Below are 20553 nucleotides of genomic sequence, written 5' to 3'. Positions count from 1 at the left end.
GATAACTGCTTACGGCGCACTGCGGCCGCCTGCCCGGTAAGGGCTACCTAACTTAGCCTTACCTTAGCGGATCGGCGAGGAGTCGTGGCGGCAGCATGACGGTAGTACGCGCACTTTGATGAAGGAGACTGTCGTGTCGGCGAACAGCTTCGACGCCCGCAGCACGCTGCGCGTGGGCGACGAGTCGTACGAGATCTTCCGCCTGGACAAGGTGGAGGGCTCGGCCCGGCTCCCCTACAGCCTGAAGGTTCTGCTGGAGAACCTGCTCCGCACCGAGGACGGCGCGAACATCACCGCCGACCACATCCGCGCCCTGGGCAACTGGGACTCGCAGGCCCAGCCGAGCCAGGAGATCCAGTTCACGCCGGCCCGCGTGATCATGCAGGACTTCACCGGTGTGCCCTGTGTCGTCGACCTCGCCACCATGCGCGAGGCCGTCAAGGAGCTCGGCGGCGACCCGGCGAAGATCAACCCGCTGGCCCCGGCCGAGCTGGTCATCGACCACTCCGTCATCGCCGACAAGTTCGGCACCGCGGACGCCTTCGGCCAGAACGTCGAGCTGGAGTACGGCCGCAACAAGGAGCGCTACCAGTTCCTGCGCTGGGGCCAGACCGCCTTCGACGAGTTCAAGGTCGTCCCGCCCGGCACCGGCATCGTCCACCAGGTCAACATCGAGCACCTGGCCCGCACCGTCATGGTCCGGAACGGCCAGGCGTACCCCGACACCCTCGTCGGCACCGACTCCCACACCACCATGGTCAACGGCCTCGGTGTGCTCGGCTGGGGCGTCGGCGGCATCGAGGCCGAGGCCGCCATGCTCGGCCAGCCGGTCTCCATGCTCATCCCGCGCGTCGTCGGCTTCAAGCTGACCGGTGAGCTCCCCGCCGGCACCACCGCCACCGACCTGGTGCTGACCATCACCGAGATGCTGCGCAAGCACGGTGTCGTCGGCAAGTTCGTCGAGTTCTACGGCGAGGGCGTCGCCGCCACCTCGCTGGCGAACCGCGCCACCATCGGCAACATGTCGCCGGAGTTCGGCTCCACCGCCGCCATCTTCCCGATCGACGGCGAGACCCTGAACTACCTCAAGCTCACCGGCCGCTCCGAGCAGCAGGTCGCGCTCGTCGAGGCGTACGCCAAGGAGCAGGGCCTCTGGCTCGACCCGGCCGCCGAGCCCGACTTCTCCGAGAAGCTGGAGCTCGACCTCTCCACCGTCGTCCCGTCGATCGCCGGCCCGAAGCGTCCGCAGGACCGCATCGTCCTCGCCAACGCCGCCGAGCAGTTCGCCAAGGACGTCCTCAACTACGTCGACGTCCCGGCCGCCGAGGCCGGCACCGCCGCCTCCCCGGTGGACGAGGCGAGCGTCGAGTCCTTCCCGGCCTCCGACGCCCCCGCCTACGGCAGCCAGGAGAACGGCGCGGGCGCCCCGCAGCACGCCGAGGGCACCGGCGCCGCCGTCCCGTCGAACCCGGTCCAGGTCACCGCTCCCGACGGCTCGACGTACACGCTGGACCACGGCGCCGTCACCGTCGCCGCGATCACCTCCTGCACCAACACCTCGAACCCGTACGTCATGGTCGCCGCCGCGCTCGTCGCGAAGAAGGCCGTGGAGAAGGGCCTGACCCGCAAGCCGTGGGTCAAGACCACCCTCGCCCCGGGCTCGAAGGTCGTCACCGACTACTTCGACAAGGCGGGCCTCACCCCGTACCTCGACAAGGTCGGCTTCAACCTCGTCGGTTACGGCTGCACCACCTGCATCGGCAACTCCGGCCCGCTGCCGGAGGAGGTCTCCCAGGCCGTCAACGAGCACGACCTCGCGGTCACCTCGGTCCTCTCCGGCAACCGGAACTTCGAGGGCCGCATCAACCCCGACGTCAAGATGAACTACCTGGCCTCCCCGCCGCTGGTCGTCGCGTACGCCCTCGCGGGTTCCATGAAGGTGGACATCACCAAGGACGCGCTGGGCACCGACACCGAGGGCAACCCGGTGTTCCTCAAGGACATCTGGCCGACCGAGGCCGAGGTCAACGACGTCGTGGCCAGCGCCATCGGCGAGGACATGTTCAACAAGTCCTACCAGGACGTCTTCGCGGGCGACGCCCAGTGGCAGGCGCTGTCGATCCCGACCGGCAACACCTTCGAGTGGGACCCGGAGTCGACCTACGTCCGCAAGCCCCCGTACTTCGAGGGCATGACGATGGAGACCACCCCGGTCAAGGACATCACGGGCGCCCGCGTGCTCGCGAAGCTCGGCGACTCGGTCACCACCGACCACATCTCCCCGGCCGGTGCCATCAAGGCCGACACCCCGGCCGGCCAGTACCTCACCGAGCACGGTGTGGAGCGTCGTGACTTCAACTCCTACGGCTCGCGCCGTGGCAACCACGAGGTCATGATCCGCGGCACGTTCGCCAACATCCGCCTGCGCAACCAGATCGCGCCGGGCACCGAGGGCGGCTACACCCGCGACTTCACGCAGGAGGGCGGCCCGGTCTCCTTCATCTACGACGCCTCGCAGAACTACCAGGCCGCCGGCACCCCGCTGGTGATCCTGGGCGGCAAGGAGTACGGCTCCGGTTCGTCCCGCGACTGGGCGGCCAAGGGCACGGCCCTCCTCGGCGTCAAGGCCGTCATCACCGAGTCGTACGAGCGCATCCACCGCTCGAACCTCATCGGCATGGGCGTCCTCCCGCTCCAGTTCCCGGCCGGCGAGTCGGCCGACTCGCTGGGCCTGACCGGCGAGGAGACCTTCTCCATCACCGGCATCACCGAGCTGAACGAGGGCACCACCCCCAGCACGGTCAAGGTCACCACCGACACCGGTGTCGAGTTCGACGCGGTCGTCCGCATCGACACCCCCGGTGAGGCCGACTACTACCGCAACGGCGGCATCATGCAGTACGTGCTGCGGAACCTGATCCGCGGCTGACCCGGTCCCGGCCGGCCGGTCGGCGAAACGGGACGGGCCCCGCTCCTCGGAAGAGGAGCGGGGCCCGTTCGTTCGTTCACACGCGCGGGGCGCGGATCAGAACATCAGGCGGTACGTGTTCCAGCCGGTGCCGAGCTTGACGCGCGGCTTGAAGGCGGGAGCGGTGGTGCCGGTGCCCTTGTAGAGCCACAGGTTGCCGGAACCGTCGCGGGCGAGCACGTCGGCCACGCCGTCGATGTCCACGTCACCGGTGGAGACCACCGTGTTGTAGATGCCCCAGCCGGTGCCGACCTTGACGCGCGGGCCGAAGGGGGCGTTGTAGTTGCCGGTGCCCTTGTACAGCCACAGGTTGCCGGAACCGTCACGGGCGATCACGTCGGCCTTGCCGTCGTTGTTCAGGTCGCCCTTGCCGGTGATGGCGTTGTAGATGTTCCAGCCGGTGCCGACCTTGACGCGGGGCGCGAGACGCCCGTTGCCGTACCCGAGGTACAGGTACAGGTTGCCCGAACCGTCACGGGTCAGCAGGTCGTCCGCGGCGGCACCGCCGAGGCTGGCCGTGGAGACGACCGTGTTGAAGGTGCCCCAGCCGCTGCCCAGGTTGACCGGGTCGGCGTTCCACTCCAGCCAGTACAGCGTGCCGTAGGACACGATCCAGGCACCGTCCGAGACGCCGTCGGCGTCCTGGTCGACCTGGGTGGCCTTGCTGACGCTGTTCCAGCCGGAGCCGACGGACTCGCGGGCGTCGAAGCCGCCCGAGCCGTTCGGCCAGTACGACCAGAGGCCGCCGTTGCGGTCGGCGGCGCGCAGCTCGCCGATGGCGGCGTCGGCCGCGGACTCGGCGGCGAAGGTGCCCGCGCCCGGGGTGGCCTTCTCGGCCGCGGCGGAGGTCTTGCCGACCGGCGCCGGCGCGTCCGCGGCGACCGCGGCGGTGGTGGTGCCCACGAGCGCCGCGGTGATCGCCGCGACGGTGACACGGGACAGGATGCCCGTGCGGTTCAGGCCAGTGGAGTTGGCCACGTAGTTCTCCTGAGAGGAAGACGAAAGGAAAGGTTCCGCCACCGGCGCGTCACCCGGACGGCCGACAGCGGAAACCTTATGATCCAGGATCGTTCTCATCAGATCTTCACAGGTCAACTGGTTTGTGACACAACTGTTTCGATCCCGGACTTATATCCCTTTTGTCAGCGCAGAAGCTCCACTTCGGCCAGCCGGGACGTGCCGTCCGCCACCAGCCGGTACGCCGTGTATGAGCCGGGCGCGGCGATCGTGAAGGTCCGCGTCTGCCGGTCCCAGACGAAGGACTCGCCCGCCCTGCGGTCCAGATCGGTCCAGCGCGCCCCGTCCGCGGAGCCCTGCAGCACCCAGCCGGAGGGCGCGTCCGCCCGCGCCGCCGAGGTCAGCGTGTAGCGGACCGCCCGGGTCGGGCCCGTCACCGGCAGCGGCTCCGCCGTGACGGCGGCCGAGGTCGCCGAGGTGTCGTCGGTGAGCGGACCCGTCCGGGCCAGCGCGTCCGACGGCGGGGCCGGCACCCGGTCGTCCCGTGCGATCGAGGCGGGCGCCGCGCCCGGCCCCGTACCCCAGGACGAGGGCCGCGGGCCCATGTCGAAGCGCAGGGTGCCGCCGCGCGCCAGCAGGTCGTGGGGGAGGGCCGTCGAGTTCCAGGCGCGGCCGTTCACCGTGACGCCCTGGACGTAGACGTTCCGGGCACTGTTGCGGGGAGCCTCCACCACCAGCGTGCGGCCGTTGTCCATCCGGACGGTGGCCTTCCGGAAGAGGGGCGAGCCGATCGCGTACTCCCCGCCGCCCATCACCAGCGGGTAGAAGCCGAGCGCCGAGAAGAGGTACCAGGCCGACTGCTCGCCGTTGTCCTCGTCGCCGTGGTAGCCCTGCCCGATCTCGCTGCCGGTGTAGAGCCGGGACAGCACCTCGCGCACCTTCTCCTGCGTCTTCCAGGGCTGCCCGGCCGCGTCGTACATGTACGGCACGTGGTGCGCGACCTGGTTGGAGTGGCCGTACATGCCCATGCGGACGTCCCGGGCCTCGGTCATCTCGTGGATGACGCTGCCGTACGAGCCGGTGAACTCGGGGCTCGCCGTCTCGGGGGTGGAGAAGTAGGCGTCCAGCTTCTTCGCGAGACCGGCCCGCCCGCCGTACAGGTTCGCCAGGCCCCGCGAGTCCTGCGGGGCGGTGAAGGCGTAACCCCAGCCGTTGGTCTCGGTGTAGTCGTGCCCCCAGATCCGGGGGTCGTACGCGGCCGACGGCACCCGCCAGGCCCCCTTCGCGTCACGGCCCTGGAAGAAACCCGCCTCCGCGTCGAAGAGGGAGACGTACCCCTGGGCGCGGTCGCGGAAGTACGCCGCCTCCTCCTGGTACCGCTTCTTCCCGGTCTTCTCGTACAGCGCCTCGGCCATGCGGGAGATGCCGTAGTCGTTGAGGTAGCCCTCCAGGGACCAGGACAGGCCCTCGTGCGTCTCGGTGGAGGCGTAGCCGACGAAGGGCGAGGTGTCCATGCCCTTGCGGCCGACGCCCCGGTGCGGCGGGACGACGGTCGCGTTCTTCAGCGCCGCCTCGTACGCCGCCTCGGCGTCGAACTCCACGCCCTTGACGTACGCGTCGGCGAAGGCCACGTCGGAGGAGGTGCCGGTCATGAGGTCGGCGTAGCCGGGGGAGGACCAGCGGGAGATCCAGCCGCCGTCCTTGTACTGCTGTACGAAGCCGTCGACCAGCTCGCCCGCCTTCCGGGGCGTGAGGAAGGAGTAGGCCGGCCAGGTGGTGCGGTAGGTGTCCCAGAAGCCGTTGTTGACGTACGCCTCGCCGTCGACGATCTTCGCGCCGGTACGGGTCGGGGTGTCGGGTCCGGCCGGCGGGACGAAGGGGCTGGCGTAGCGCGGGCGCCCGTCCACCTGCTCGAAGGCGGAGTTGGGGTAGAGGTACAGCCGGTAGAGCCCGGAGTAGAGCGTGACGAGCTGGTCGTGGGTGGCGCCCTCGACGGTGACCCGGCCGAGCAGTGCGTCCCAGGCCTTCCGGGCCCGCTCGCGGACCCGCTCGAAGGAGGTGCCGTCCGGGATCTCCTGGGCGAGGTTCGCCTTGGCCTGCTCGACGGAGATGAGGGAGGTGGCGATCCGCAGGGTGACCGTGCGGTCCTCGCCCGCGTCGAGGCGCAGCCGGCCCCGGACGCCCTCGGCCGCCGCGTCGGTGACCGGCGCGTCGAGGACGCCGTACACGAACATGCGTCCGGCGCCGGTGGACAGGCCGCTTCTGACGTCGGAGTACCCGGTGAAGGAGCGGGTGGCCGGATCGAGGGTCAGACCGCCCGCGTCGGTGACGTTGTCGAGCACGAGGCTCGCGTCCTCACCCGGATAGGTGAACCGCATCATGGCCGCGTGGTCGGTGGGCGTGACCTCGGCGCGCAGCCCGTTCTCGAAGGTGACGCCGTAGAGGTACGGCCTGGCGGTCTCGCGGGCGTGCCGGAAGGGCAGCGCCCGGGCCGCCTTGCCGGTGGGGACGTCACCGGCCGCCGCCGAGGGCATCACCTGGAAGGTCTGCCGGTCGCCCATCCACGGGCTCGGCTGGTGGCTCGCGGAGAAGGCCTGGAGCGTGGGCAGGTTGTCGGCGTCGTTGCCGCGCGCGTACTCGTACAGCCAGCTCTGGGAGGAGGCGTTGGTGACCGGCGTCCAGAAGGTGAAGCCGTGGGGGACGGCGGTCGCGGGGAAGGTGTTGCCGCGCGAGAAGGCGCCGCTGGAGTTCGTGCCGCGGGTGGTCGACACGTAGTCGGAGAGGTGCTCCGGGCGGGGCTCGGGCCGCGTGGCGCCGATCCTCAGGTCGTCGATCCAGCCCTGGAACTTCGCCGGCCCCTTGGGGGAGTCGTACGCGACGAGGATCCGGTCCACGGTCCTGCCGGCCGCGACGGCGCCGATCCGGGAGCTGACCCGGTTCCACTGGTTGACGTACAGCCGCTTGGCCTCGGCCTGCCCGCGCGGGGTGAGCGGCCCGCCGTGGGCGTCGACGGCGCCCAGGTCACTCAGATAGGTGCCGTCGGTGAAGGCCAGGTCGACCGCCACGTGCGTGGCCGGATAGTTCAGGTCGGTCTCGTTCATCGCCGGGAAGACGAGGTAGGACAGCTCGGTGTCCGGGCGGACCGGGGTGTGCACGTCGACGACCTTGTTGTACGCGTAGGCCCGGCCGTCAGCGCGGTGGGTGCCCGCGTAGCGCAGCGCCCGGCGGCCGGTGAAGCCGGCGGCGGCCTTGGCGGTGGGGGAGCCGAGCGGGCCGCGGTCGACGTCGGTGCGCATCTCCTTGGGCACGGGGGCGGAGGTGTCCCCGTTCGAGAACTGAACGTCCGCCAGCTGGGTGAGCCCGGCGCCGTGGTTCGCGGTGATCTCGAGCCGGTAGTGGGCGTAGGCGGTGCCGCGCGTCGGGAGGTCGTAGGTTCGGGTCTCGAACCGTTTCGCGAAGTCCTCGCCCGTCCGGGTGTCGAGGACGGTCCACTCCTCGCCGTCGGCCGAGCCCTTGAGCGTCCAGTCCCGGGGGTCCCGCTCGGCGGCGTCGTTGGCGGAGGTCAGGGCGTAGGAGGCGAGGGCGACGGGCGAGTCCAGGTCGAACTCGATCCAGGCGGTGGGGGCGAAGACCAGCCATTTCGTACCGGGCTGGAGGTCGATCAGGTTCTCCTTGGTCTCGCCCGCGCCCGCGTGTTCCCCGCTGGCGCGCAGCCCGGTGACGCGGTCCGTGACGTTGCCGGGGATGCCGCTCGCGAAGCCGCCGTCGACGCCGGAGGCGCGCTCGGTGCCGTCGGGGGCCGTCTCCACCGTGTTCCGCCAGGTCGGTGGGGTTTCGTCCGCCTCGAAGGAGGTGTGGAACTCCCGGTCCGGTTTCTCCGCCGGGCCGGGGAGTGCCTGAGCCGCCGGGGCCAGGGCGGGGAATGAGGTCAGGATCAGGGCCGCCGACGCGGCGAGCGCAAGCGCTCTCGGGCCACCGGGCCGGGGCCGCGATCGGGGAGGGAATCCGGTCTGCATGCGGTGTCGTCGCTCCTGCCGCTGGTCTTGGACAACGTTGTCAGATCCATGGCGCAGACTCCAGTAGGGGTCAAGTCGCACAGCGTGTCAAGGGTGTTGGCGGTGAATGGCGGGACGAAACGCCGCAGATACGTGGTGCTCCTCCCCGAGGTCTCAACTCGGGAAAGATGGCTGCCGAAACCTGCTTTCGATCTTGCTCCGGCGAAGGGAAGTGGACTATACCTGTCGGCGTCCCGCCGGTCGTATCCATCGACGACGGCCCGACGCCTGCACGACCCAGCAATTGACCGCGGTGGCGGGGCCCTTCGCCTGTGGCGAGAGTACGGGTGACCGGTACACCGCCTGAGTCCTGAATGAAGGCGAGGACTTGAGCATGGGATCCACCTCCGCCCGCACCAGTGAGGGCCTCGGCCGTCGCGACCTCATCAAGCGTTCCGCCGCGATCGGCCTCATCTCCGTGCCGACCATGGGCTTCCTGTCGGCCTGTGCCAGCGGTGGCGGCAGCGGGAACGAGAAGGTCGAGAAGGGCACGAAATCCGACAAGAACCCGCTCGGGGTGAACGAGTCGGCGCCGCTCGATTTCGTCCTCTTCGACGGTGGTTTCGGCCAGCAGTACGCCAAGGACGCGATCAAGCTCTACGAGAAGAATTACCCCGGGGCCACGGTCAAGTTCACGCCCACCCAGAAGATCACCACCGAGCTCCAGCCCCGCTTCAACGGCGGCAACCCGCCGGACCTCATCGACAACTCCGGCGCCGAGCAGATGGACATGGGCGTCCTCGTCGGCCAGAAGCAGCTGGCCGACCTCACGCCCCTCCTGGACGCCCCCTCCGTCGACGACCCGAAGAAGAAGGTCCGCGACACCCTGCGGCCCGGCATCGTCGAGATGGGCCAGTTCGACGGCGCCCCCGTCTGGGTCCTCTACTACGCCTACACCGTCTACGGCGTCTGGTACTCGCAGAAGCTGCTCGACTCGCTCGACGCGAAGTACCCCGAGACCTGGGACGAGATGCTGGCCGTCTGCGAGAAGGCCAAGAGGAAGGGCATCGCGGGCTGGACGTACGCGGGCAAGCACCCGTACTACGTCCCCTTCTCCCTCTACCCGATGATCGGCAAGGTCGGCGGCCGCGAGGTGCTCGACGCCATCGACAACCTGGAGCCGAAGGCCTGGGAGCACCCGGCCGTCAAGGCCTGCTTCGAGGCGTACTACGAGCTGGTCCGCAAGGGCTACATCCTCCAGGGCACCCCCGGCCTCGACCACATCCAGTCGCAGACCGCCTGGACCGAGGGCAAGGCCCTCTTCATCCCGAACGGCTCCTGGGTCGAGAACGAGGCGGCCAAGACCATGCCGGCCGACTTCGGCCTGGCCCTCTCCGCCCCGACCGGCCTTGACTCCTCCGACAAGATGCCCTTCGGCACGATCTGGGCCTCCGGCGGCGAGCCCTTCATCGTCCCGGCCAAGGCGAAGAACGCCGAGGGCGGCATGGAGCAGCTGCGCATCATGCTCAGCGAGGCCTCCTCCAAGAACTTCACCCAGTCGGTGAAGTCCCTGACCGCCTTCAACGGCGGCACCGACGGCATCGAGCTGACCCCGGGCCTGAAGTCCGGCGTCGCCGCCCTGGAGAAGGCCGGCCAGAACGTCGTCAACCCGCGGCTGCAGGACTGGTACGTCGCCCTGCAGAAGGAGAAGATCGGTGTCGCCGGCATCGGCGAGATGATGGCGGGCCGCGCGACCCCCGCCGAGACGATCAAGAAGATCCAGAAGTTCGCCGACGACGCGGCCAAGGACCCGAACATCAAGCACTACAAGCACCAGTGAGCAGCGCCGGGGCCCCTTCCCGCCGACCGGGAGCGGGCCCCGGAACCTTCGCGCGCGGCACCGGCGGCGCGCCTCGGCGGGAAAGATCGGGGTCGGTAGGAATGCAACACGGCAAGTACCGTTTCATCGTGGGGTTCCTGGCGATCCCCCTCGCGCTCTACGCGCTGTTCGTCATCTGGCCGTTCATCCAGTCCATCTACTACTCGTTCACGGACTGGACCGGGCTCAGTCCGGAATTCTCGATGGTCGGCTTCGACAACTACAGCCGGATGCTGGACGACGAGATCTTCTGGAAATCGCTCCAGCACAGCCTGACCTTCGCCGTGGTGCTGCCGCTGGTGACCGTCGGCCTCGCCCTGTTCTTCGCCTTCATGCTGAATGTCGGGGGCCGCCGCCGCAAGGGAGCGGCCGTCGCGGGCGTGCGCGGATCGTCGTTCTACAAAATCGTGTACTTCTTCCCGCAGGTGCTGTCCATCGCGATCGTGGCGCTCCTCTTCCAGTTCGCGTACAACCCGAACAGCGGCGCCATCAATTCCGCCCTCGAACTCGTCGGCCTCGGCAGTGTCCGGCCCGACTGGCTGGGCGACCCGGATCTCGCCCTCATGTGCGTGATGGTCGTCCTCGTCTGGTCCACCGTCGGATTCTTCGTCGTCCTCTTCTCGGCGGGCATGGCGTCCATTCCGAGGGACTTCTACGAGGCCGCCCTGCTCGACGGTGCCAACCGCTTCACCACCTTCTTCAGGATCACCCTGCCGCTGCTCTGGGACACCGTGCAGTCCGGCTGGATCTACATGGGCATCCTGGCGCTCGGCGCGGAGTCCTTCGCCGTGGTCCAGATCATGACCGTCGGCCCCAACGGCGGCGGGCCCGACTACTCGACGATCGTCCTGCCGCTGTACGTGTACCAGAAGGCGTTCCGGGACGGTCAGGCCGCCTACGCAACGACCATCGGCGTCGCCCTCCTCCTGCTCACGCTCGCCTTCGCGGCGGTCGTGATGAAGGTCGGCCGGCGCGAGCGGCTGGAGTTCTGATGAAGATCACCGAAACTGCCTCCACCGACGTCGAGAAGACCCCCGGCCCCCCGGCGGGCGGCGGCGCCCTGCCCGCCGGCGCCACGGCCCCCGCCGCCGTCAAGGAGCCCAGGGGCGAGGGCGGGGTCCTCAACGTCTTCTCGCACGGGGTCCTGATCATCTGGGCGATCATGGTGGTCATGCCGCTGCTCTGGGCGGTCATGACCTCCTTCAAGACCGACCGGGCGATCTTCACCTCGCCGTGGTCGCTCCCGGACCGGCTCCACTTCGAGAACTGGTCGCGCGCCTGGACCGAGGCGCACATGGGCGACTACTTCATGAACACGATCGTGGTGGTGGGCGGCTCGCTCCTCGGCACGCTGCTGTTCGGCTCGATGGCCGCCTACGTCCTCGCCCGTTTCGACTTCCCGGGCAACCGCTTCCTCTACTTCCTCTTCATCGGCGGGATGAGCTTCCCGATCATCCTGGCGCTCGTGCCCCTGTTCTACGTCATGCAGAACATGGCCCTGCTGAACACCCCGCACGGCCTGATCCTGGTCTACATCGCGTACTCGCTGCCCTTCACGGTCTTCTTCCTCACGGCCTTCTTCCGCACCCTGCCGACCTCGGTGGCGGAGGCGGCCTTCGTGGACGGCGCCTCGCACACCCGGACCTTCTTCCAGGTGATGCTGCCGATGGCGAAGCCGGGCCTGATCAGCGTCGGCATCTTCAACTTCCTCGGCCAGTGGAACCAGTACCTGCTGCCGACCGTGCTCAACACCGAGCAGGACCAGAAGGTGCTCTCCCAGGGCCTGGTGCAGCTCGCCGTCAGCCAGGGCTACAAGGGCGACTGGTCCGGCCTCTTCGCCGGCCTCGTCATGGCCATGCTGCCGGTGCTGGCCGCGTACATCATCTTCCAGCGGCAGGTGGTGGCGGGACTCACCGCCGGCGCGGTGAAGTGACGCGGCGGTCCAGGACCGACCGGCCCGGGGCCCCCGGCGCGCACGGCGCGCCGGGGGCCCCGTCCGTGCTGTGACACCCACCGCCCCGCCTCTTCAAGGTCTTGACGGGGACCAAGCCGAAAGCGTCCCCTTAGAGTTCACATGTTGGAGAAAACGGCAGGAGTGAGTGAGTCGATGGAGACTCCCGGGTCGCAGACGTCTCTGCACAGGGCCAATCTCGAACGGGTCGTCCGGGCGGTGCGCATGGCCGGGTCGCTTACCCAGGCGGAGATCGCCCGGGCGACGGGCCTGTCCGCCGCCACGGTCTCCAACATCGTGCGCGAGCTCAAGGACGGCGGGACCGTCGAGGTCACGCCCACCTCCGCCGGGGGCCGCCGCGCCCGCAGCGTCTCGCTCTCCGGGGACGCGGGCATCGTCATCGGCGTCGACTTCGGCCACACCCACCTGCGGGTCGCCGTCGGCAACCTCGCCCACCAGGTCCTCGCCGAGGAGGCCGAGCCGCTCGACGTCGACGCCTCCGCCGCGGAGGGCTTCGACCGGGCGGAACAGCTGGTCACGCGGCTGATCGAGGCCACCGGCATCGGCCGGGACAAGGTCATCGGCGTCGGACTCGGTGTGCCCGGCCCCATCGACGTCTCCTCCGGGACGCTCGGCTCGACCTCGATCCTGCCGGGCTGGAGCGGCATCAACCCCGCCGAGGAGCTCTCGGCCCGCCTCGGCGTCCCCGTGCACGTCGACAACGACGCCAACCTCGGCGCCCTCGGCGAACTGGTCTGGGGCAGCGGCCGGGGCGTGAAGGACCTCGCGTACATCAAGGTGGCCAGCGGCGTCGGAGCGGGTCTGGTGATCGACGGCCGGGTCTACCGGGGCCCGGGCGGCACGGCCGGCGAGATCGGGCACATCACCCTGGACGAGTCCGGCCCCGTCTGCCGCTGCGGCAACCGGGGCTGCCTGGAGACCTTCACCGCCGCCCGCTACGTGCTGCCGCTGCTCCAGCCCAGCCACGGCCCGGACCTCACCATGGAGCGGGTCGTCCAGCTGGCCCGCGAGGGCGACCCGGGCTGCCGCCGGGTCGTCGCCGACGTGGGCCGGCACATCGGCAGCGGCATCGCCAACCTCTGCAACCTGCTCAATCCCAGCCGGGTGGTGCTCGGCGGGGACCTGGCGGAGGCCGGCGAGCTGGTCCTCGGGCCCATCAGGGACTCCGTCTCGCGGTACGCGATCCCCAGCGCCGCCCGGCAGCTCTCGCTCGCGCAGGGCGCCCTCGGCGGGCGCGCCGAGGTACTGGGGGCCCTTGCCCTGGTGCTCAACGAGATGGGGGACTCGACGCTGCTGCGCAGCGCGGGGAGCGCACTGCCCGCCGCCGCGGCCCTGGCCACGCCTGCCTTCACTTAGATTACGAACGGCACCGTTGTCATCTCGTTAAGGATTTACTTCTTGACGTCGATCGTGCGGCCGAGTTGACTTCGTGCCACCTCGGCCGCAACGTCGCGGCCTCGTCAGGGAGGCAACCCCACATGAACGCAAGGACGCGTCGCGTCGTCATAGGCACGGCCGCGGTCTCGATGGCCCTCTCGCTCGCCGCCTGTGGCAAGGCCGGCGACGGCGGCTCGGACGGCGGCGGTGACGGCAAGACCATCGGTCTGCTCCTGCCGGAGAACAAGACCACGCGTTACGAGACCTTCGACCGCCCGATCATCGAGGCGAAGATCAAGGCCCTGTGCGGCGACTGCGAGGTCAAGTACAACAACGCCGCGCAGGACACCGAGACCCAGAAGAAGCAGTTCGACGCGCTCGTCACCCAGGGCGTGAAGGTGATCATCCTCGACTCGGTCGACTACAAGGCCACCAAGTCCTGGGTGCAGCAGGCCGAGAAGAAGGGCGTCAAGGTGGTCGCGTACGACCGCCTGGCCGAGGGCCCGATCTCCGCCTACGTCTCCTACGACAACGAGAAGATCGGCCGCCTCCAGGGCGAGGCGCTGGTGAAGGCGCTCGGCGCCAAGGCCAAGGACGCCAACGTTGTCATGATCAACGGCTCGCCGACCGACCCGAACGCCCCGCTGTTCAAGAAGGGCGCCCACAGCGTCCTCGACACCGGCGTGAAGAAGGTCGTCTACGAGCAGGACATCCCGGACTGGTCCCCGGACGAGGCCAACAAGAAGATGGGCGCCGCCATCGACTCCCTGGGCAAGAACGGCTTCCAGGGCGTCTACTCGGCCAACGACGGCATGGCCGGCGGCATCATCACCGCCCTCAACAAGCAGGGCGTCAAGGTCCCGGTCGGCGGCCAGGACGCCGAGCTCGCCGGTCTGCAGCGCATCCTCAAGGGCGACCAGGCGTTCACCATCTACAAGCAGATCAAGCCGGAGGCCGAGACCACCGCCGAGATCGCGGTGCGCCTCCTCAAGGGCGAGAAGATCGACGACCTGGTTCCCACCAAGGTCACCAGCCTGACCGGCGAGTTCAAGGACATCCCGGCGAAGCTGTACGACGCGCAGATCGTGACCAAGGAGAACATCGCCTCCACGATCGTCGCCGACGGCGTCTACAAGGCCGCCGACATCTGCACCGCCGAGTACAAGGCGGCCTGCGACGCGGCCGGCGTCAAGTAACGCCCCCGGCCCGTCCCGGAACCGGTCCGGCGCGCCCCGCCCCGTCCGACGCCCCGCAAGCGGGGGCGGGGACGCCGGACTCACCACCCCCCTGGTGCTCTCGCACCCCCCTTGTGCTCCCGCACCTCATCCCCGCCGGTCAGGCGGCAAGGAGATGATTCACGTGTCCGCTACGCCCGTGCTGGCGTTGCGCGGGGTCTCCAAGCGGTTCGGCGCCGTCCAGGTGCTCACCGACGTCGATCTGGAGATCCATGCCGGAGAGGTCGTCGCCCTCGTCGGCGACAACGGCGCCGGCAAGTCGACCCTCGTCAAGACCATCTCGGGTGTCCACCCGATCGACGAGGGCGTCATCGAGTGGGAGGGCCGCCCGGTCCAGCTCACCAAGCCCCACGACGCCCAGAACCTCGGCGTCGCGACCGTCTACCAGGACCTCGCGCTCTGCGACAACCTCGACGTCGTCGCCAACCTCTTCCTCGGCAGCGAGCTGGCCTCGGCCTCCGTCCTCGACGAGATCGCGATGGAGAAGCGGGCCCGGGAGCTCCTGGACACCCTGTCCATCCGGATCCCCAGCGTCCGTATCCCCGTCGCCGCCCTCTCCGGCGGACAGCGCCAGGTCGTGGCCATCGCCCGCGCCCTGATCGGCGACCCGAAGATCGTCATCCTCGACGAGCCCACCGCCGCCCTCGGCGTCGAGCAGACCGCACAGGTGCTCGACCTCGTGGAGCGGCTGCGCGAGCGCGGCCACGGCGTCATCCTCATCAGCCACAACATGGCCGACGTGCGCGCCGTCGCCGACAAGGTCGCCGTGCTCCGGCTCGGCCGCAACAACGGCGTCTTCGACGTCGCGGACACCACCCACGAAACGATCATCGCCGCCATCACCGGTGCCACGGACAACGCCGTGACCCGTCGGCAGGCCCGTACGGCCGCGAAGGAGGACGCCAAGTGAGCGACCTCGCCAAGACCCCGCAGTCCCCGGCGGACGCCGGTACCGCTCCGAAGACCCCGGCCCCGGCCGCCGCCGTCGAGGGCTCCGCCGCCCCCGTCCCGGCCGTCGACCCGCGCCTCCTCGTCCGCGAGGAGGGGCTCAAGGGCTACTGGACCGAGTTCACCCGCAAGATCCGCGGCGGCGAGCTCGGCTCCCTGCCGGTCGTCCTCGGCCTGATCGTCATCGCGGTCGTCTTCCAGCTCCAGAACAGCAACTTCCTGTCCGCGAGCTCGGTCGCCAACATCGCGGTGTACTCCTCCGGCCTCGGCATCATGGCCGTCGGCATCGTCTTCGTCCTCATCCTGGGCGAGATCGACCTGTCGATGGGCTCCGTCGCCGGAGTCGGCGCGGCCGTCTGGGCCGGACTCCAGGTGAGCAACGGCACCAACGAATGGCTCGCCATCGTCCTCGCCGTCCTCACCGGCACCGTCATCGGCGCCCTCCACGGCTTCTTCTTCGCCAAGATCGGCGTCCCCGCCTTCGTGGTGACCCTCGCCGGCTTCCTCGGCTGGATGGGCCTCCAGGAGTGGCTCATGGGCGGCGAGGGCTCCATCAACACGCCCTCCGGCAGCGTGGTGGAGAACCTCACCAACTACTTCTTCGCCGACAAGATCGCCGCCTACGGCCTCGCCGTCCTCGCGGTCGCCGTGTACCTGGCCTCCCTGCTCCGCGACAGCGGCCGCCGCAAGGCCGCCCAGCTCCCGGCCCGCCCGGTCACCGAGATCGCGCTGCGCACCGCCGTCGTCGCGGTCCTCGTCCTCGCCGTCGCCTACGTCATGAACGAGCCCGAGGGCGCCCGCGGCCTGCCGCTCGCCCTGGTCCTCTTCCTCGCCGTCCTGGTCGTCGCCGACTTCGTCGCCCGCCGCACCCTCTTCGGCCGCAAGGTCTTCGCCGTCGGCGGCAACGCCGAGGCCGCCCGCCGCGCCGGCATCAACGTCGACCTGGTCCGCATCAGCGTCTTCGCCATCGCCGGCACCCTGGCCGCGTTCGGCGGACTCTTCATCGCCAGCCTCTCCGGCGGCGCCACCAAGTCGCTCGGCGGCGGCAACACGCTGATGCTCGTCATCGCCGCGGCCGTCATCGGCGGCACCAGCCTCTTCGGCGGCCGGGGCAAGGTCTGGTCGGCGCTCCTGGGCATGATCGTGATCCAGTCGATCCAGCAGGGCCTGAACATGATCGGCATGTCCAACGCCATCCAGAACATGATCACCGGCGCGGTGCTCCTCGCCGCCGTCGTGATCGACTCGGTCTCCCGCCGCACGCAGAAGACCGCCGGGCGCGCCTGACGCCCGCGTAACGCTCGCCACACCGCCCGGCGCCGCGAAACCGGCGCCGGGCACCGGTGCGTCCGGAGCAGTGCACGCGCGCGTGCGGAGCCGTACGGATCAGGGGTACGGAGCCGTACGGATCACGCGTACGGAGCCGTACAGATCAGCGGTCCATCGGCCGTACGGGTGATGCCCCACCCCCGGCCCGATGCCCGCGATCCAGGACGGAACATTAGACTCGACCGAATCGGCAAGCTCGACCAGCACACGCAAGGAGGCACGGGTGGCCCTGCTGACCCGTATCAGGGGACCGCGCGACCTGGACCGGCTCTCCCCGGAACAGCTGGAGCAGCTGGCCGCGGAGATCCGGTCCTTCCTCGTCGACGCCGTCTCCAAGACCGGCGGACACCTCGGCCCCAACCTCGGCGTGGTCGAACTGACCATCGCCCTGCACCGCGTCTTCGAGTCCCCGAAGGACAAGGTCCTCTGGGACACCGGCCACCAGAGCTACGTCCACAAGCTGCTCACCGGCCGCCAGGACTTCTCCCGGCTGAAGATGAAGGGCGGCCTGTCCGGCTACCCCTCGCAGGCCGAGTCCGAGCACGACGTCATCGAGAACTCGCACGCCTCCACGGTGCTGGGCTGGGCCGACGGCCTCGCCAAGGCCAACGAGATCCTGCGCAAGGACGACCACGTCGTCGCCGTCATCGGTGACGGCGCCCTCACCGGCGGCATGGCCTGGGAGGCGCTCAACAACATCGCCGCCGCCAAGGACCGGCCGCTCGTCATCGTCGTCAACGACAACGAGCGCTCGTACGCCCCCACGATCGGCGGCCTCGCCAACCACCTGGCCACCCTGCGCACCACCGACGGCTACGAGCGGTTCCTCGCCCGCGGCAAGGACATCCTGGAGCGCACCCCCGTCGTCGGGAAACCGCTCTACGAGACCCTCCACGGCGCCAAGAAGGGCCTGAAGGACTTCATCGCCCCGCAGGGCATGTTCGAGGACCTCGGCCTGAAGTACGTCGGCCCCATCGACGGCCACGACCTCGAGGCCCTGGAGTCCGCCCTCACCCGCGCCAAGCGCTTCGGCGGCCCGGTCATCGTCCACTGCATCACGCAGAAGGGCCGCGGCTACGAGCCCGCCCTCGCCGACGAGGCCGACCGCTTCCACGCCGTCGGCAAGATCCACCCCGACACCGGGCTGCCCATCGCCTCCTCCGGCGCCGACTGGACCTCCGTCTTCGGCGAGGAGATGGTCGCGCTCGGCAAGGAGCGCGAGGACATCGTCGCCATCACGGCGGCCATGCTCCAGCCCGTCGGCCTCGACAAGTTCGCCAAGGTCTTCCCCGAGCGCGTCTTCGACGTCGGCATCGCCGAGCAGCACGCCGCGGTCTCCGCCGCGGGCCTCGCCACCGGCGGCCTGCACCCGGTCTTCGCCGTCTACGCCACCTTCCTCAACCGCGCCTTCGACCAGGTCCTCATGGACGTGGCCCTGCACAAGTGCGGCGTCACCTTCGTCCTGGACCGGGCCGGTGTCACCGGCACCGACGGCGCCTCCCACAACGGCATGTGGGACATGTCGATCCTCCAGGTCGTGCCCGGTCTGCGGCTCGCCGCCCCGCGCGACGCCGACCAGGTCCGCGCCCAGCTCCGCGAGGCCGTCGAGGTCACCGACGCCCCCACCGTGGTCCGCTTCTCCAAGGGCGCGGTCGGCCCCGCCGTCCCCGCCGTGGGACGCGTCGGCGGCATGGACGTGCTCCGCGAGCCCGGCACCGACCGGCCCGACGTGCTCCTGGTCTCCGTCGGCGCCCTCGCGCCGATGTGCCTGGAGATCGCCGGCCTGCTCGACCGGCAGGGCATCTCCACCACGGTGGTCGACCCCCGCTGGGTCAAGCCCGTCGACGAGGCCCTCGCCCCGCTCGCCGAGCGCCACCGCGTCGTCGTCACCGTCGAGGACAACAGCCGTGTCGGCGGTGTCGGCTCGGCCGTCGCCCAGGCGCTGCGCGACGCCGGCGTGGACGTACCGCTGCGTGACTTCGGCATCCCGCCGCGCTTCCTCGACCACGCCTCCCGCGCCGAGGTCCTGGCCGAGATCGGCCTGACCGCCCCGGACATCGCGCGCCAGGTCACCGGCCTGGTCTCCCGCCTCGACGGCCGGTTCGAGGAGAGCAGCCAGGCGGTGGAGCCCGCCCGCGACTGACGGCCCCCGTCACCCGGCGTCACCATTGGGCCGGTCGGATCACCCTTACAGGTGCCGACCGGCCCTTCCGCGTGCATCCTGACCTGAGAGCGGGCAGCCCCATGGCAGGGAGGTACGACGGTGAGTACGGACCAACGGCCACGCGCCAACTCCGGCATGTTCCGGACCAAGACGGTCGAGCAGTCGATCCGCGACACGGAGGAACCGGAGCACGCGCTCCGGAAATCCCTCTCGGCCTGGGACCTCACGGTCTTCGGCGTCGGCGTCATCATCGGCACCGGCATCTTCGTCCTGACCGGCAAGGTCGCCAAGGAGAACGCGGGCCCGGCCACGGCGCTCGCCTTCGTCGCCGCCGGCATCGTCTGCGCCCTCGCCGCCCTCTGCTACGCCGAGTTCGCCTCGACGGTGCCGGTGGCGGGATCGGCGTACACCTTCGCGTACGCCTCCATCGGCGAGCTGCCCGCCTGGATCATCGGCTGGGACCTCGTCCTGGAGTTCGCCCTCGGTACGGCGGTGGTCGCCGTCGGCTGGTCGGGGTACGTCCGCTCGCTGATGGACAACGTCGGCTGGCATCTGCCGGCCGCCCTTGAAGGCCCCGACGCGCCCGGCGGCACCTTCGACATCCTGGCCTTCCTCCTCGTCCTGGTCCTCACCGTCATCCTCGTCCTCGGAATGAAGCTCTCCGCCCGCATCACCGCCCTCGTCGTCGCCATCAAGGTGACCGTGGTGATGATCGTGATCGTCGCCGGCCTGTTCTTCGTCGTCGGCGACAACTACAAGCCCTTCATCCCGCCCGCCGTCACCCCCGAGGGCGGCGGCTCCAACTGGGACTCGCCGCTGGTCCAGCTCCTGTTCGGCTACGAGCCGACCAACTTCGGCGTCATGGGCATCTTCACCGCCGCCTCCGTCGTCTTCTTCGCCTTCATCGGCTTCGACGTCGTGGCCACCGCGGCCGAGGAGACCAAGCTGCCGCAGCGCGACATGCCCCGCGGCATCCTCGGCTCCCTCCTCATCTGCACCGTGCTCTACGTGGCCGTCGCCCTCGTCGTCACCGGTATGCAGCACTACACCGAGCTCTCCGTCAGCGCCCCCCTCGCCGACGCCTTCAAGGCCGCCGGACACCCCTTCTACGCGGGCGTGATCAGTTTCGGTGCCGCCGTCGGCCTCACCACGGTCTGTCTGATCCTCCTGCTCGGCCAGACCCGGGTCTTCTTCGCCATGAGCCGCGACGGACTGCTGCCCCGGTTCTTCTCGGTGACCCACCCCAAGTACCGCACGCCCTACCGGCCGACGGTCCTCCTCGGCGTGCTCATCGCGATCGTCGCGGGCTTCACCAGCATCAACGAGCTGGCGACGCTGGTGAACATCGGCACCCTCTTCGCCTTCGTCGTGGTCGCCGCCGGCGTCATCGTCATGCGCCGCACCCGCCCCGACCTGCCCCGCGCCTTCCGCACCCCGTGGGTCCCGGTCCTGCCGGTCCTCTCCATCGCCGCCTCGCTGTGGCTGATGCTGAACCTGCCCGGCGAGACCTGGTTCCGGTTCGCGGTCTGGATGGCGATCGGCATCGTCGTGTACTTCCTGTACGGACGCGGCCACAGCCGGCTCGGCCGGGAGGGCCGGGACGCCACCTACTGAGCCCCCGCCGCGGGCGTCCCGCGAGGGCGCCCGCTGCGGCCGCGGACGGGACTGCGGGCGGCGGAGGGACGGGTTCACCCGGGCCGATAGGGTCGGCTCGTACCCGACCTCAACG

Annotated in this window: 12 protein-coding genes; 10 read left to right on the top strand and 2 right to left on the bottom strand. The window is 69.9% G+C overall.

What is annotated here, in order from left to right:
• Positions 1-133 precede the first annotated feature (133 nt).
• The gene (locus ABTY40_RS09175) at positions 134-2929 is read left to right on the top strand and encodes an aconitate hydratase (RefSeq protein ID WP_352058926.1); all 2796 of its coding nucleotides are present in this window, start codon (positions 134-136) and stop codon (positions 2927-2929) included.
• 96 nt (positions 2930-3025) lie between these two features.
• Here ABTY40_RS09175 and ABTY40_RS09170 read toward each other — a convergent pair whose 3' ends face one another.
• Together ABTY40_RS09170 and ABTY40_RS09165 are read right to left on the bottom strand one after the other, a co-directional pair.
• On the bottom strand, positions 3026-3946 hold the full coding sequence (locus ABTY40_RS09170; protein ID WP_352058925.1) for an FG-GAP repeat domain-containing protein: 921 nt from the start codon (positions 3944-3946) through the stop codon (positions 3026-3028).
• Positions 3947-4110: 164 nt separating this feature from the next.
• A complete protein-coding gene (locus ABTY40_RS09165; protein ID WP_352058924.1) occupies positions 4111-7941 on the bottom strand; it encodes a GH92 family glycosyl hydrolase in 3831 nt (1276 codons plus the stop codon).
• Positions 7942-8314: 373 nt separating this feature from the next.
• Between ABTY40_RS09165 and ngcE the strand changes: the two genes are divergently transcribed.
• The 9 genes from ngcE (at position 8315) to ABTY40_RS09120 (ending at position 20438) form a co-directional block, all read left to right on the top strand.
• Positions 8315-9760, top strand: a complete 1446-nt coding sequence (gene ngcE, locus ABTY40_RS09160) for an N-acetylglucosamine/diacetylchitobiose ABC transporter substrate-binding protein (protein WP_352058923.1) — start codon at positions 8315-8317, stop codon at positions 9758-9760.
• 101 nt (positions 9761-9861) lie between these two features.
• On the top strand, positions 9862-10791 hold the full coding sequence (locus ABTY40_RS09155) for a carbohydrate ABC transporter permease (protein WP_352058922.1): 930 nt from the start codon (positions 9862-9864) through the stop codon (positions 10789-10791).
• Complete coding sequence (locus ABTY40_RS09150) at positions 10791-11732, top strand: carbohydrate ABC transporter permease (protein ID WP_352058921.1); 942 nt, start codon at positions 10791-10793, stop codon at positions 11730-11732. Before ABTY40_RS09155 ends, ABTY40_RS09150 begins: the two co-directional genes overlap by 1 nt.
• 174 nt (positions 11733-11906) lie before the next feature.
• Positions 11907-13127, top strand: a complete 1221-nt coding sequence (locus tag ABTY40_RS09145) for an ROK family transcriptional regulator (protein ID WP_352058920.1) — start codon at positions 11907-11909, stop codon at positions 13125-13127.
• Positions 13128-13249: 122 nt separating this feature from the next.
• Entirely contained in the window at positions 13250-14344 is a 1095-nt protein-coding gene (locus ABTY40_RS09140) for a sugar ABC transporter substrate-binding protein (protein WP_352058919.1), read from the top strand.
• A 154-nt stretch (positions 14345-14498) separates the two neighbouring features.
• The gene (locus tag ABTY40_RS09135) at positions 14499-15293 is read left to right on the top strand and encodes an ATP-binding cassette domain-containing protein (protein WP_309050577.1); all 795 of its coding nucleotides are present in this window, start codon (positions 14499-14501) and stop codon (positions 15291-15293) included.
• Positions 15290-16618 carry a sugar ABC transporter permease gene (locus ABTY40_RS09130; protein ID WP_352058918.1) on the top strand — a complete coding sequence of 443 codons (1329 nt, stop codon included), beginning with the start codon at positions 15290-15292 and terminating at the stop codon, positions 16616-16618. Before ABTY40_RS09135 ends, ABTY40_RS09130 begins: the two co-directional genes overlap by 4 nt.
• Before the next feature lie 265 nt (positions 16619-16883).
• The gene (gene dxs, locus ABTY40_RS09125) at positions 16884-18803 is read left to right on the top strand and encodes a 1-deoxy-D-xylulose-5-phosphate synthase (RefSeq protein WP_352058917.1); all 1920 of its coding nucleotides are present in this window, start codon (positions 16884-16886) and stop codon (positions 18801-18803) included.
• Positions 18804-18959: 156 nt separating this feature from the next.
• Positions 18960-20438: an amino acid permease gene (locus tag ABTY40_RS09120; RefSeq protein ID WP_352059077.1), complete on the top strand. Its 1479-nt coding sequence runs from the start codon at positions 18960-18962 to the stop codon at positions 20436-20438.
• Positions 20439-20553: the final 115 nt, after the last annotated feature.

This window comes from Streptomyces sp. NPDC126503 (genome assembly GCF_040302405.1).
GTDB lineage: Bacteria > Actinomycetota > Actinomycetes > Streptomycetales > Streptomycetaceae > Streptomyces > Streptomyces gulbargensis.
The sequence above is the reverse complement of the archived record's forward strand: the minus strand, read 5'-3'. Positions and strand labels throughout refer to the sequence as shown.